Genomic DNA, 14,929 nt, shown 5'->3' with positions numbered 1-14,929 from the left:
CGGTGAAAATGGCAAATTAATCTAATGTGAATGAATGTTTATGAAGTAACGTTTTATTAATATTGATGCACATAATGATCGCATTGGTCGTATGATCATTATCGAATGAAAGAGGAGAGATTTAGCCGGAAATGATGTGCTTTTGCATCGACTCAATGATCTGCGCCGTCATGCCCCAGATGAAATGTTGACGATATGGGATAGCAAATACACGATGACTGCTTCTTTTTAACTCAAACTTACTGCTGTAGAGCTTATTTGGGTTCAAAATATGGTTGGCTGGTACCTCAAAAACCGACTCGACCTCATTTGGGTCAATATGCGTTTTGTAATCTGGAGAAATAAAGGCCAAAAATGGTGTCACATTAAATTGACTAATCGTTGGCAGTTTTGGCAACTGACCGAACACATGAATGTGTTTATCTTCTATACCGACCTCTTCATTAGTCTCACGAAGCGCCGTATTCACCAGATGGATATCTTCGGGTTCAAACTTACCGCCAGGAAAGCTGATTTGCCCTGGATGATGCCGAAGATGTTCGGCTCGCTTGGTCAAAATCACTTGTAGGCCTTCAGGTCTATCCACAAAACCAATCAGAACCGCGGCGTCTCGAAGCGGTTTACCTTTCATAAAATTCAGGCGGGCAAGAGACTCCTTGTGATACCCCGTCGGAAGATGAAATTGAAAGTTCTGCAGCAATTTTGTTTTGTCGATAACCAAACCGAACCCCTAATTTTCGTGTCTACTCATTATTATACACCCAAGATAATAACCCTAAACTCCGGAAGCGAGCGTGCTTGAGTGAGAAAATGAGTGGTGAGTGCACTCCGCCTCATTGTTAATAAAACAGTAAGCTCAAATGTTAAAGGAAAATCGCTTCACATCTAGGCAACCTTTTGCTTTGTGCTTTGTGTCTCACTCTGCCGAAGCATATTGATTTGAAACTTATAGGGTTATACACCATTCTTATTTTTAAGGCGTTGCAATGAGGTTGGTGTTTGCCAATGAAAGGGATAATCTTTACCGAGTTCATGGAGTTAGTGGAAAGCAAATTTGGACTTGAAGTGCTTGACCAAGTGCTCGAACTTTCCGATGACGAAGGGGTATATACCTCTGTCGGCAGTTATGATCACCGAGACTTAGTCAAACTGATCGTCAATCTCAGCAAAGTTTCTGATATTCCCCCAGAGCAGTTACAAGAAGTGTTTGGTGAAAGCGTATTTTTGAACCTGCTACGCTCCATTCCCAGTCATGCAAGCTTGCAGCAGCGCGACAATACCTTTCAATTTGTTCGACATGTAGAAAGCTTTATTCATGTAGAAGTTAAAAAACTTTACCCAGACGCCAATCCGCCTAAGTTCGATTTTATCAGTGAAACGCAGTCAGAACTGGTGTTCGACTACCACAGTGCAAGGTGTATGGCGCATGTTTGTTTAGGGTTGCTCAAAGGCTGTGCTGCGCACTTTGGACAGGTCATTCATATTACGCATCAAAACCAAACCGAAGACGGAAGCCAAGTTCGATTTTGGCTGGAGGCACAATAAGAAGAGTATGACGGGTAACTCCTCATTAGAAAGGAAACTCAAACGAGAAATCGCCTCAAGAAAGGCGGCAGAACTGCTTTTAGAGCAAAAAAGTTATGAGCTCTACGAATCGACGCAAAAATTGAGTGTCGCGTTAAAGAAGCTAGAACTTCGCTCGGAAAGCGATCTGCGCAAGTTTGAGTTTGAAGAAAAAATTGATGCCACGCTTATTCGGTTTGGACGGACATTCCTTTCCAGTACTTTCGACGAGACAATGATTGCTAGTTTTCTTGAGCAACTGACGTCCAATTCTGTTATTACCGCTTCGTATTTATACCTTGATCCTGTCCAACTCACTTCTTTGCGTCGTCATCATTTCGGGCATTTGGATCTAAAAAGTGACAAACCTATCGCTCGAACACCCAATTGGCAGAATGAGGCGCTACATTTGCCCATCATCATTGATGAGCGAGTCGTTGGCGAACTGATATTTTCTGTGTCGCTGGAACAAATTGAGCAAGCTTTTATCTCCAAACAAATGGAACTGGTTTCTGATTTGGTTCACGGCGTGATCAGTCGTCACCTCAGCCTTGAACGTGAAGTCGAGATAAGAAAGCGAGCGGAAGAGTCAGAAAAAGCGACGAAAGAGTTTGTCGCAATGATTAATCACGAGTTAAGAACGCCACTTAATGGCGTACTCGGCAGCGCAGAGCTGTTAAGCAAAACTCAGTTGGGAGAAGATCAGCGGCAATATCTCGGTAATTTGATTCAGTCGGGCGATTTACTTCGCGTCATCATCAACGACTTGCTCGATTTCAGCAAGATGAATGCTGGCATGATGGAAATTATCGACAAGGTTTTTGCGTGGGGTGATCTCGAAAAAGCCATTACGGGCGTATTTGCGGCGAAAGCGGCAGAGAAGCGCATTCATTTTTCTATCGACAAGAAGTTAGGCATTCCGGAGTTTCTGATTGGCGATTTAGAACGAATCACCCAAATCTTAGTCAATCTGATTGGGAACGCGATCAAATTTACCCATTTGGGCGGCGTGGTCTTGCGAGTCGAGTGGGTAAACGGCACTGCGTTTTTTGAGGTGGAAGATACCGGGATTGGGATACCGTTAGCGGCGCAAAGTTCGTTGTTTGACCCTTTTGTACAAGTTGACCGCTCGGCAAAACGCAGTTTTGAAGGCTCAGGTTTGGGCTTAGCGATTTGTAAGAACCTCGTGGATTTAATGCAAGGTGAGATCAGTTTCGAAAGTGAAGAGCGCAAAGGTACAACCTTTAAAGTCTCCATCCCATTAAAAGAGGGGCAAGCTCAAGGTGCTGCATCGGGTGAGTTGGCTGTTGTCGAACGAAGCGACTTAGCTGGGCGCTCGATATTGGTAGTGGATGATATCCGAATGAACCAAGTCATTGTGACGCAGATGCTGAAAAAGCTCGACATTACTCCTGATTTAAAAGCCAATGGTTTGGAAGCGCTAGAAGCGGTTAAAAACAAAGATTACGAATTGATATTTATGGATTGTCGAATGCCGGAAATGGATGGCTACGAAGCAACGGCTCACTTGCGACAAAAAGGCTTCGACCGTCCAATCATCGCGTTAACAGCAGGCACAACGATTGAAGAACGTCAAAAGTGCATTGATTCAGGCATGGACGATATCCTCACTAAGCCGTACACCGCAACCGATATTGAACAGATTATGTGTAAGTGGCTCGAGCAGTAGACGCTGCCTCTTAAAAAACGGATGCTTATTGGCTAACGGCTAACGGCTAACCGCTAAAGGGCATACAAACAACGCTCACAAAAACGCCTCCGTACTGGAGGCGTTTTGACTTGTTTTCGTCAGCAGGATTCAAGAGACGTTGTCATCTGTCGAAACCTACGATTGCAGCGCTGGCAAAATCTTTGAAAGCTTATCCAACGTTTCTTGATATTCAGAGGCACAATCGCTATCTGCAACGACGCCGCCGCCAGCCCAAGCGTACAGTTTGTGATTTTCCGCTACGAGAGTGCGGATGGTGATGCTGGTATCCATGCGACCATGGCGAGAAATGTAGCCAATACTGCCGCAATACGCGCTGCGTCGATGCGGCTCCAACTCTTCAATGATCTGCATTGCGCGAACTTTAGGTGCGCCGGTAATTGAACCGCCCGGGAAGCACGCTCGTAGCAAATCTGCAGGAGAATATTGCTCGTCCAAATTCGCTCGAATGGTGCTCACCAAATGATGCACTGCGGGGAAGCTTTCAATATCAAACAGCTTTGGCACGTGAACGCTACCCGGTGATGCAACTCGACCAATGTCATTACGCAGCAAATCGACAATCATCAGGTTTTCTGCCTGATCTTTTTCCGCTGTCTGCAAGTCATGGGCATTAGCGTTATCTTGCTTTGGATCTTCGCTGCGTGGGCGAGTACCTTTGATTGGTTTCGTTTCAATGACGCGATCTTTGAGTTCTAAAAATCGCTCTGGAGAGATACTCAAAATCGAAGACTCAGGCATACGGATAAACGCTGAGAATGGCGCTTGGTTGGCGGACTCCAATTTCAGATACGCTTGCCACTCGCTGCCTTGATATGGTGCGTTAAAGCGTTGCGCCAAATTGATCTGATAGCAGTCACCGCTCAACAAGTATTCTTGCACCTTGTCAAAGCGAGTAGCGTAGCTCTCTTTCGTCATGTTTGACTGCCAATCGCCAGACAGAGCGAAGTCTACGCTTTGCTCCGCTTCTTGCTTGTCTAACCATTGCCAAGCTTGCTCGATGTTCTGACCGACTAAGCATGCTTTTTTAAGTTTGTGGTCAACAACGACGGCCCATTCATACAGACCTACCGCCATATCAGGCGTGTTGAGATCCTTTTCGGCCTGTTCTGGCATTGTTTCTACGCGTCGACCTAAATCGTAACTGAAGTAACCGAGCGCTCCGCCGACAAAAGGCAAATCCAATTCTTTATTTAACTCAACGTGAGGAAGCCACTGTTCTTGCAACTGATGAAGCAGCGTGAATGGGTCATCTTGAGTTGAATAGGCATTCGATGGCGTTTCAACTTGTGTGCTGTTTGCAGTGGTTTCTAAGGTTGCAATTGGGTTGGCAACCAACACATCAAAGCGACTATCGATATGCGTTTCTGATGCAGAGCGCAGCAACATCGCCCAAGGCTGGTGTTGAATGCGAGAAAATAGGTGAAGAGCAAACTCTGGTGCGTATTCCAGCGCTTTAAAATCAATGAATTGATTGTCCATGTTGTTCATTTGTGTAATTTGTGACAAAGAGATCGTTCACTGCATGGCATGTCATGGGCAGCAAGAGTATCATATTCCTCTGTATAGCCAAACTCCCACTATTCATAGGGTTTTGAGATGGTTTACAAGTAGGCGACTTCAGCGTTTCGTGTGTCGATATCAGCCGTTCGACAATTGTTTATAAAAAAACGAAGCTCAAAAGAGCAATAAGCTCAACAAACACGATTGAAGCCAAGCCAATAATGGAAGCATAACTATAACGAGGCATGTAATGACGGTAATACGCAAGCAGGATGTAATCAGCAGTGTCGCTGATGCGCTACAGTATATTTCTTACTACCACCCGCTAGACTTTGTTCAAGCTCTTGAAAAAGCCTATCACCGCGAAGAGAGTCAAGCCGCGAAAGACGCGATTGCTCAGATCCTAATTAACTCCCGAATGTCAGCAGAAGGTCACCGACCAATTTGTCAGGATACTGGCATCGTGACGTGTTTCGTCAACATCGGTATGGGCGTGCAATGGGACTCAACCGATATGACGGTTCAGCAGATGGTAGATGAAGGTGTCCGACAAGCGTATACGAACCCAGACAACCCGTTGCGTGCGTCAGTACTTATGGATCCTGCCGGTAAACGTATTAATACCAAAGACAACACGCCTGCTGTCGTACACATCAACATGGTACCGGGCGATAAAGTTGAAATTCAGATCGCAGCGAAGGGCGGCGGTAGTGAAAACAAAACTAAGATGGTGATGCTAAACCCATCTGACGATATTGCTGAGTGGGTAGAGAAAACGCTACCAACAATGGGCGCGGGCTGGTGTCCACCAGGCATGCTTGGCATTGGTATTGGCGGTACGGCTGAAAAAGCAGCGGTATTGGCAAAAGAATCTCTAATGGAACACATCGATATTCAAGAACTTATCGACCGTGGCCCACAAAACGCAGAAGAAGAGCTTCGTCTTGATATCTTCAACCGCGTGAACAAACTTGGTATCGGCGCGCAAGGCCTTGGCGGTTTGACGACGGTTGTCGACGTTAAGATCAAAACTGCGCCAACGCACGCGGCTTCTAAGCCTGTTTGTTTGATCCCGAACTGTGCGGCGACTCGTCACGTACACTTCACGCTTGATGGCAGCGGCCCAGCAGAGCTAACGCCACCTAAACTAGAAGATTGGCCAGACATCACTTGGGAAGCGGGCGAAAATACGCGTCGCGTAAACTTAGACACGATCACTAAAGAAGAAGTACAAGAGTGGAAGACAGGCGAAACTGTTCTTCTATCAGGTAAAATTCTGACTGGTCGTGATGCGGCGCATAAACGTATTCAAGGCATGCTAGATAACGGTGAAGGTCTACCTGAAGGCGTAGATCTAAACGGTAAGTTCATTTACTACGTAGGTCCTGTCGATGCAGTTGGTGATGAGGTCGTTGGTCCTGCTGGCCCAACAACATCAACTCGTATGGATAAATTCACCGATATGATGTTAGAAAAAACCGGCATCATGGGCATGATCGGTAAAGCTGAGCGTGGCCCTGCAACGGTTGAATCTATCAAGAATCACAAAGCGGTTTACCTAATGGCTGTTGGTGGCGCTGCGTACTTGGTGGCGAAAGCGATCAAGAAAGCTCGCGTTGTTGCATTTGAAGATTTAGGTATGGAAGCGATTTACGAATTTGAAGTTGAAGATATGCCAGTAACAGTGGCTGTAGACTCAAATGGCGTTAACGCGCACCAAATCGGTCCTGACACTTGGAAAGTAAAAATTCAAGAGATGGAAGCGTAAGGTAAACGGTAATCTTACATTGTCTCAGTAGAGAGAATGTGACAAGGTGCTGATTTACCTAGCAAACATTTGACAAAAGTGCAGCGAAAACTGCACTTTTTGTCTATATAATGTAGATATAAACCTTAGGGCATAGCAATCAAACGTTATGCGAACAATAATTAGGAGACGGCATGCCGCGTTTTATTCAGATTCTACAAATTATTCTTGCTGTAGTGGTTGGTGGCTTTGTTGGCTACGACTTGATTCTTCACGGTATCAGTAATTTGATGAGAAATACGTCACCATCACTTGTGTGCTTTGGTTTGTTCTTGAAATCGCACTCTTTGTTATCTACAAGCTGATTGAAGAAGATTAGAACATCAAGCCTCTAGTTAGAATATATAAGCCTCTGAAGTGATTCAGAGGCTTTTCCGTTTATAGGCAGCAATATTTTACACTTATCGAGGTCAGCACTAGATTGCAGATTTTGTTCATCTTTGATTAAGGTTGGTAAACTTAGACTCGTGATACTCAAGTTACTTCTATTGAAGCGTTGGGTATAAAAACTGGTGAGATAAATAAAAACTATGAAAAGAATAAAGCAAGAAGTGAACGACTTTATCAGCCGTGGTATGGATTCTAATGTAAGAATTGCGGTAACTGGGTTATCCCGAGCGGGTAAAACTGCCTTTATCACGTCTTTGGTTAATCAGTTGCTTCACACCGCCACTCACGACAATCTACCTTTATTGACCGCCGCGAGAGACAAACGCCTTATTGGTGCAAAGCGTGAACCTCAAACTAATATGATGGTGCCTCGCTTTGCTTACGACGAGGCGATGAGCCAGATTCATGCGAACCCACCACAATGGCCTGTGCCAACACGTGATGTGAGCGAAATTCGCCTAGCTTTAAAATACAAACCAAAGAAAACGACCAAGAAGCTGCTCAGTAAAACGGCGGTTCTCAATGTTGACATCATTGACTATCCGGGTGAATGGCTACTGGACTTGCCTTTGCTAGATATGGACTTTTCGAGTTGGTCTCAAACGCAGTTTGACGCGCTGAAAGGCAAACGCAAAGAGTTAGCTCAAGCATGGCTAGCTGAACTCGAACAGATCGAGCTCAATGCGGATGCAGATGAAAAACAGCTAGAGAAAGTGGCTCACGCCTACACGAATTATCTCCATGCTTGTAAAGATGCTGGGCTGCACTGGGTTCAGCCAGGACGATTTGTGTTACCAGGAGAGCTTGCTGGTGCACCGGTGTTGCAGTTCTTTCCTTGTCGATTTGAATCGGAAAGCAAAGCGCCAAAAGGCAGCAACTTAGCCATGTTAGAAGCGCGTTTTCATGAATATCAGCAGAAAGTAGTGAAAGCGTTTTATAAGCACCATTTTGCAACATTTGACCGCCAAATTGTGCTGGTGGATTGTTTACAGCCACTTAATGCTGGCGACGAGGCGTTTTATGATATGCGTCAGGCTCTTGAGCAGATCATGCACAGCTTTCGTTATGGTCGCAGTAGCTTTTTACGTCGTTTGTTCTCGCCAAAAATAGACAAAGTGCTATTTGCCGCCACCAAGGCCGATCACGTGACACCAGATCAGCATCCGCACCTTGTCTCTCTACTGCAACAAATGGTGCACCCAGCATGGCAAACCGCTGCTTATGAGAACATTGAAATGAGTTGTATGAGCATTGCTTCCATCCAAGCGACCACTTCTGGGTTTATTACCTCAGGCGACAAAACCATTTCTGCGTTACAAGGGACGACCTTAAACGGTGAGGCAATGACGATGTTCCCAGGAGAGGTGCCGAAGAAGCTACCCAATGCTGCCTATTGGCAAAACAGTGGTTTCGACTTTACTTCCTTCCGTCCTATGCCGTCAGCAAGTGATGAACCGATGAAACACATACGTCTAGATAAAGCACTGGATTATCTGCTAGGAGACAAATTGAAATGAGCGAATTGAAGCAGAAACAAATTTTCTCTGAAAAAGCACTAGAGAAAGAGCAGCAATCGGATTCACCAGAGTTAACGGCGCAAAAGACATTCAGTGAAAAAGAAACTTTTGTACCAGTGAAGATAGAAGAAGATCGAATTGAAACCGAACAAGAACTGCAACTTGAACATGTGATTCGCCCTAGGCCGGGCAGAAAATGGCTCGCAACCGGTGTGTTTGCTACTTTTGCCGGATTAGTCGGGTGGCAGGCTGTGGACTCAGTTGTCACTGCGGTGCAAACGGCTGACTGGCTAGCATTAGGTTGGGCGGGTTTCATTACTGCTGTGGCATCATTGGGCCTAGGTGCCATCGGTAAAGAACTCTGGAAGCTACGTAAATTAAGAAATCATTTCAGCATTCAAGAAGAAGCCGAACTGCTCGTTCACAGTGACAGTGTGGGTAAAGGCAAGGTGTTTTGCGAAAAGGTGGCGGAACAGAGTGGTGTATTAGCAGAAAACCCAGGCTTTGATCGCTGGCAGAACAGCATTAATCCAGCACACAGTGATGCGGAAATCCTTGATATGTACGATTCTATGGTCGTTAGTCAACAAGACAAGCTCGCTACAAAAGTGGTTTCTCAGCACGCGACTGAGTCTGCTGCGTTAGTTGCGGTAAGTCCACTTGCCGCCGCTGATATGTTGCTGGTGGCGTGGCGAAACTTCAAAATGATCGATAACTTATCCAAAGTGTATGGCGTTGAATTAGGTTATGCTTCGCGCATCAAGCTATTGAGAGCGGTATTCGTCAATATGGCAGCGGCAGGCGCAAGTGAGTTAGCCATTGACGCCGGTATGGATTTGATGTCGATGGATCTTGCTGGCAAAGTTTCTGCACGTGCAGGGCAGGGACTCGGCGTGGGGATTCTTACTGCGCGTTTAGGATTGAAAGCGATGGCCTTACTGCGTCCGCTTCCTTGGTATCCTGATCGCCAAGTCAAACTCGGGACTATCCGCAAGGCCGTGGTGGCGAAAGTTGCATCAATCACGATGAAACCATAACGAATATCACCTTTGACCGATAGGATTGCTTGACGCCAATACAAGCTTGATAGAAACTACTGTCAACTTTTCCTGACAGTTGTGAATTGGGATATTTTCAGTGCGTCTTGAAGTCTTATGTGAAGACAGACTCGGTCTTACCCGAGAACTGCTCGATATTTTAGCGTCTAAAAGTATCGACTTACGTGGTATTGAAATCGATATCAGTGGCATCATCTATTTAAATTGCCCAGATATTGATTTTGATACTTTTAGTGAGTTGATGGCTGAAATCCGCCGTATTCCGGGGGTTAAAGACGTACGTAAAATCCAATTTATGCCAATGGAGCGCCACAACACTGAGCTGCTTTCGTTGGTTGATAATTTGCCGGACCCGGTTTTTGCAATCGACCTCAAAGGTGCTGTCGATATGGCGAACATGTCTGCTTTGTCGCTACTCGGCCTGCATAAACAAGAAGTCATCGGCACTCAGATTGGTGCGTTATTACCAAGCGTCCGTTTCTCTCGTTGGTCTGAAGGCGTGAACGCTCGTACTCGTGAAAACCTAGTTATTGATGGGTTGGATTACATCTTAGAGCTCATGCCTGTCTATATCAGAGACGAAGCGCAAAATTCTACGCTTGCAAGCACTTTGATGACGATTCGAACAAGCCAGCACGGCACGCAAATCGAAGAAAGACTGCCGTTGCATAATCCATTGGGTTTTGAGCACTTTGTAGGAATATCAAACCGCCATAAAGCATTGATTAATCAGGCTAAGAAGCTTTCTGTTCTGGATCAACCGCTACTAATCGAAGGTGAAACAGGTACTGGCAAAGAAATGCTCGCAAAAGCCTGTCATAGTCGTTCAAGCCGTGCGAGTAAACCATTCCTTGTGTTGAGCTGTGCATCCATGCCAGATGACGTTGCAGAAACCGAGCTGTTTGGTCATGCGCCGGGTTCATTCAATCACGAACAAGGCCACAAAGGTATTTTTGAACAGGCAAATGGCGGTACGGTATTTCTTGATGAAATTGGTGAGATGAGTGCTCATCTGCAAATCAAACTTCTTCGTTTTCTACAAGATGGTAACTTCCGTCGTGTTGGTGCAGAAGATGAAATGCATGTAGACGTTCGCATTATTGCTTCGACAAAACATAACCTTGCTGAGCTTTCTGAAGCGGGTATGTTCCGTGAAGATTTGTATTATCGCCTCAATGTACTGACGCTAAGCATTCCTCCACTGCGCAAGCGCTCGAATGATGTGGCACCTTTGCTAGATTTGTTCGTGACAAAACACGCGCAGCAGCTGGGTATCGATAAGCCGGGGCTGGATGACGGTTTGGTTGATGCTCTGGCCAGCTACCAATGGCCGGGTAACATGCGTCAGCTAGATAATATGGTGTTGCGAGCGCTAACAGAAATGGATGGTCACCTACTGAAAGCCGAACATTTTAATTTGCCACAGCCGCAGTCAGTTGGCGGGGGCAGTGCAACGCTTAATATTGATGGTTCTTTGGACGAGATCATGCGTGATTATGAATCCCAGGTGTTGGAGCGTTTGTACCAGTCGTTCCCGTCAAGTCGTAAGTTAGCGAAGCGTTTGAACGTATCGCATACGTCTATTGCGAATAAGTTACGTGACTATGGGATTCGTAAGAATTAACGCGGGTAATCAAGAAAATGGAAGTTGTCGTTTGTAATGGAAGATCATAGTTCATCAATCGCCGTTCACAAGTTGGACGGCGACTTGCTTCTACGAACCGCTGAAATCGGTGATGCCGATATGATCGCGGCGTATTTTCAATCTAATCGCGATTATTTGAAGCCATTTGAACCAAAGCGAGAAGAGGCGTTTTTCTCTGTTAATGGTTGGCTCCAAAAACTGATTAAGTTGAATGAGCTCCATCGCATGGGGCTTGGCTACTATTGCTTGCTAATTCATGTTGATACAGGGCGTATGCTAGGAACGATTTCATTCAGCAGTATGAGTCGTTTTCCATTTTATAGCTGTAACGTTGGCTATTCCTTGGCGGAAGAGGCACAAGGTCACGGCTATATGCGTCGTGGGTTAAAAATGGCATGCGACTACATGTTTAACGTGCAAAAAATGCATCGTATCCAAGCCGGCTATATGCCTCATAACAAACGCAGTGAAGCTGTGCTAGAGTTTGTCGGGTTTAGCAAAGAAGGTTACGCAAAAGATTACCTTTTGATCAATGGTGAATGGCAAGATCATGTGCTGACATCATTAACTAACCCTCATTGGCAGCAAGAAGGGCGCTAATATGGATCGATTGGAAAAGCAGTTAGCATTACTCATTGAGCTTGATAAGCTCAAAAGCGTATTGCGTCGTACTCGGGTGAAAAGCGCCGAAGGTCGTCTTGAAAACAGCGGTGAGCACAGTTGGCACGTCGCATTGATGGCAGTATTAATGGAAGAGCACGCAAATGCGCCAGTCGATATCTGTCGAGTGATGAAAATGCTATTGATACATGACGTTGTTGAGATCGACGCAGGCGACACGTTTGTTTATGATACTGCCGCTTCAAAAGAGCAAGCAGAAAAAGAAATAAAAGCCGCTGAACGCTTATTTGGTATGCTACCTACAGATCAAGGGCAAGAATTATTAGCGCTTTGGCAAGAATTTGAAGCCGCGCAGAGTGATGATGCAAAATATGCAAAAGCGCTTGATCGTTTAATTCCCATGCTCTTGAACTACCATAACAATGGTCAAAGTTGGAAAGAGAATAGTGTAACGCGTGAACAGGCGCTTACCATTAATAAACGAATTGAATTTGGCTCTGTTACCTTGTGGGACAAAGCGAAAGAGTTGATTGAAGAAGCCACAGAGAAAGGTTGGCTGAAATCGTAATAAAGGAGACTGAATGTCTTATTTGCCTTTGGATGAATACCAAAGAAAATGGATTTTTACGCATCAGTCGATGCCCGTGCCAGAAGAAGATTTGGCATTTATCAAGCCGATGAGCCAAGCTCGTTCTGCGCAGTTTTGGAAAGAGAACATTAGCGCGCAAAGCCCTGATATGGATCGCCTAAGCTCACAAGATTGGCCGATGAGTGAATCAAATTGGTTAGAATCTGTAGATTGGATGGCTGCATGGGAATCGGATGAGCCTGAAATGCCACAAGAAGTTGATGCACATATCGATTGGCAAGATGATGTGACCGTGTATTTCTGTTACGAAAAGTACAATGTCATAGAAACAAAATGGTCGATTTTTAAAAAGCATTGGAAGAACTTTTTGTTCTATGATGATGGTCCTATTCTTATCGGTCGTCGCCGCTCCCAAGCATTGTGGTTTGACTCAAAAGGAATGGTCAAACTTGGTGAGCGTCACTAACTCATCACCCGCTCATGATACTAGCCACCAACCAGGTGGCTTTTGTTTTTTTAAAGACTTGATAAAGGGCTTAGGACTCCGCCTGCACCTCTCTCAATCACGTGGGTATATATTTGTGTGGTCTTTACATCGGTGTGGCCAAGCTGCTCTTGTACTGTTCTAATATCGGCACCAGATTCCAATAAATGCGTTGCAAAGCTATGTCTTAACGTGTGACAGGTAACCGTTTTTTCTATGCTTGCATCGAGCGCGGAGCGCTTTACCGCTCTTTGAATTGCGCTTTCATTTATATGATGTCTTCGCAGTTGCCCTGTCTCTTTGTCGACACTTAACTTGTTAGACGGAAACAAAAAGTGCCAATTGAAATCTAATTCTGCATTCGGATATTTACGGCGTAAACCTTCAGAGATGTAAACACCTGCGTATCCGGGCACATGCCGGTCCTTGAAGTAGTAGTTTCTTGCGAAGTTCATCTGCGATTTTAGCGGCTCATGGAGCTCTTTCGCCAATGTGACCGTACGGTTTTTTCCACCTTTCCCTTGCCAGACTCTCACTGCACCATAGTCATAATCTATGTCTTGGATTCTTAGTCTAAGGCATTCCATAATTCGAAGCCCAGAACCGTATAGGAGTTGGATGTGAAGCTTATATCTCGGATCGATATGTTGCACAAACCTGCGGACTTCATCGCGAGTCAAAACAACAGGGAGCTTCTTTTCCGTCAGTGATTTTTGGAACCTCATATCCAGTGAAAGCGGGGTTTTAAAAAAGTCTCGATATAAAAACGAAATAGCATTCAGCGCCAATGCTTGAGTTTTGACTGCAACTTTTTCATCGATAGCGAGGTGGCTGAGAAATCGAATAACGTCGTCTTCAGATAACTTCGATGGATGAGCAAGCTGGTGGAATACAATAAAGCGCTTTATCCAGAATAGGTAACTCTCGATAGTTTTGTTGGCATAATGGCGAGTAAGCATATGCTCTTTTACACTTATCAGAAACTGACTTTTCATAACATTATGAGACTGTTTATTTATACAGGTATTGTAATTTATCAATACTGGCCCAGTTATCATGCTTTTTGCCGTCTAATTGCGTGTTCAAACACACATATTCATACTACTTTTCTATTTGTTTCATGAAGATAAGTGCTAGGATTTGCTTTTCTTTTGTCAGGAAAGAAGGCGGTAGCGTGCGAAAAAGGCCGCTATTTGCGGTATAGAAAGCGTTAGTATTCAGGAGGAAAATTAGTGCTTCATCAGATAGACAAATATCAGTGTTCTGCTTGTAACATTAAATCCAAACATATTACCGTATTGATTAGGAACCCAAGTCCTTTTGCTGGTGTAAAACATCAAAAGCGTAAAGAGTTTATTGCTGGGTTAATCAAAGGTTGGGCAGTTGGTCCATTTTTAGCTTCTATGGATGAGTTTTCTCGGCATACGATCTGTGAAAACTGTGGGATCAAAACGATAGAGAACTGATAAGTAAGACTTCTTTCTAAGTTAGGTGTAACAGGTAGGGTCTGAATACTAACAAACTGTTCAAGAGTGATTCGCAACGCATGACATTTTCATCATGCGTTAGTTTAAGTGATTAAGGTGGTATGCTGCGGCATCGGTATTATGTTGCTCACACCTTAACAGGGCGTTATGTGCTAAGGTAAAGCAAGTTATAACGTTCTCACAGTGTTTATTTTAAAAGGATTTATTATGCACGCGATTTATTTACCTCTACTGATCTTTATTGTTTATGCAGTGGTCAACTCAATAATTGGATTCTTTTTAGGTGAAAGGAAGCTGAATAAAGGTGTAGCAGGGGCAATTTTTGGATTTATATTCGCATTTATCCCGCCATTAAATTTCATTTTCTTAGCCTTGTTGTACTTTAAAAAAACGCCGTTGAATGCACACAATTGATCTTTTTGTGAGCAACACAAGATTAGGCCCTTAACTGTTAATGTATTGAATACGCTGTACAAGCGCACTTAGTATCAAGTTTGAAGTGCGACACTTTTTACAGATGCGCATGAATATACTCC

At 44.6% G+C, this 14,929-nt stretch carries 13 protein-coding genes and 1 pseudogene; 11 read left to right on the top strand and 3 right to left on the bottom strand.

From position 1 onward, the window contains the following. Positions 1–121 precede the first annotated feature (121 nt). On the bottom strand, positions 122–721 hold the full coding sequence (locus OU793_RS15460) for a CoA pyrophosphatase (RefSeq protein WP_005458814.1): 600 nt from the start codon (positions 719–721) through the stop codon (positions 122–124). Between the two features lie 284 nt (positions 722–1,005). Here OU793_RS15460 and OU793_RS15455 point away from each other — a divergent pair, with 284 nt between their 5' ends. Together OU793_RS15455 and OU793_RS15450 are read left to right on the top strand one after the other, a co-directional pair. Continuing rightward, complete coding sequence (locus OU793_RS15455; RefSeq protein WP_140103651.1) at positions 1,006–1,545, top strand: heme NO-binding domain-containing protein; 540 nt, start codon at positions 1,006–1,008, stop codon at positions 1,543–1,545. Positions 1,546–1,552: 7 nt separating this feature from the next. Beyond that, entirely contained in the window at positions 1,553–3,253 is a 1,701-nt protein-coding gene (locus tag OU793_RS15450; RefSeq protein ID WP_140103652.1) for an ATP-binding protein, read from the top strand. Between the two features lie 156 nt (positions 3,254–3,409). Here OU793_RS15450 and pabB read toward each other — a convergent pair whose 3' ends face one another. Further along, the gene (pabB, locus tag OU793_RS15445) at positions 3,410–4,774 is read right to left on the bottom strand and encodes an aminodeoxychorismate synthase component I (RefSeq protein WP_025629965.1); all 1,365 of its coding nucleotides are present in this window, start codon (positions 4,772–4,774) and stop codon (positions 3,410–3,412) included. A gap of 271 nt (positions 4,775–5,045) precedes the next feature. Between pabB and OU793_RS15440 the strand changes: the two genes are divergently transcribed. The 8 genes and pseudogenes from OU793_RS15440 (at position 5,046) to OU793_RS15405 (ending at position 12,888) form a co-directional block, all read left to right on the top strand. Further along, positions 5,046–6,563 carry a fumarate hydratase gene (locus OU793_RS15440; protein ID WP_005376905.1) on the top strand — a complete coding sequence of 506 codons (1,518 nt, stop codon included), beginning with the start codon at positions 5,046–5,048 and terminating at the stop codon, positions 6,561–6,563. A 173-nt stretch (positions 6,564–6,736) separates the two neighbouring features. Further along, positions 6,737–6,921 (top strand): annotated as a pseudogene (locus OU793_RS15435) (hypothetical protein). 211 nt (positions 6,922–7,132) lie between these two features. Continuing rightward, positions 7,133–8,509, top strand: coding sequence for a YcjX family protein (locus OU793_RS15430; protein WP_274647799.1), 1,377 nt, complete (start codon positions 7,133–7,135; stop codon positions 8,507–8,509). Further along, a complete protein-coding gene (locus OU793_RS15425) occupies positions 8,506–9,546 on the top strand; it encodes a YcjF family protein (RefSeq protein WP_024702476.1) in 1,041 nt (346 codons plus the stop codon). The genes OU793_RS15430 and OU793_RS15425 overlap by 4 nt, the downstream gene beginning before the upstream one ends. A 100-nt stretch (positions 9,547–9,646) precedes the next feature. Beyond that, entirely contained in the window at positions 9,647–11,191 is a 1,545-nt protein-coding gene (tyrR, locus tag OU793_RS15420) for a transcriptional regulator TyrR (protein ID WP_025572249.1), read from the top strand. Positions 11,192–11,227: 36 nt separating this feature from the next. Continuing rightward, complete coding sequence (gene rimJ, locus OU793_RS15415) at positions 11,228–11,812, top strand: ribosomal protein S5-alanine N-acetyltransferase (RefSeq protein WP_005458831.1); 585 nt, start codon at positions 11,228–11,230, stop codon at positions 11,810–11,812. 1 nt (position 11,813) lies between these two features. Continuing rightward, positions 11,814–12,401 (top strand): HD domain-containing protein, encoded by a 588-nt coding sequence (locus tag OU793_RS15410; RefSeq protein WP_020838800.1) that lies wholly within the window; start codon positions 11,814–11,816, stop codon positions 12,399–12,401. Between the two features lie 13 nt (positions 12,402–12,414). Then, the gene (locus tag OU793_RS15405; protein WP_005458833.1) at positions 12,415–12,888 is read left to right on the top strand and encodes a DUF2947 domain-containing protein; all 474 of its coding nucleotides are present in this window, start codon (positions 12,415–12,417) and stop codon (positions 12,886–12,888) included. Positions 12,889–12,938: 50 nt separating this feature from the next. On the opposite strand, the gene OU793_RS15400 is transcribed toward OU793_RS15405, so the two are convergent. Further along, a complete protein-coding gene (locus OU793_RS15400) occupies positions 12,939–13,901 on the bottom strand; it encodes an integron integrase (RefSeq protein ID WP_021453811.1) in 963 nt (320 codons plus the stop codon). Positions 13,902–14,138: 237 nt separating this feature from the next. Here OU793_RS15400 and OU793_RS15395 point away from each other — a divergent pair, with 237 nt between their 5' ends. Further along, a complete protein-coding gene (locus tag OU793_RS15395) occupies positions 14,139–14,372 on the top strand; it encodes a hypothetical protein (protein WP_005377029.1) in 234 nt (77 codons plus the stop codon). Positions 14,373–14,929: the final 557 nt, after the last annotated feature.

The sequence above is a fragment of the Vibrio sp. VP6 genome, assembly GCF_028823755.1.
In the GTDB taxonomy this organism is placed as follows: Bacteria; Pseudomonadota; Gammaproteobacteria; order Enterobacterales; family Vibrionaceae; genus Vibrio; species Vibrio parahaemolyticus.
The sequence above is the reverse complement of the archived record's forward strand: the minus strand, read 5'-3'. Positions and strand labels throughout refer to the sequence as shown.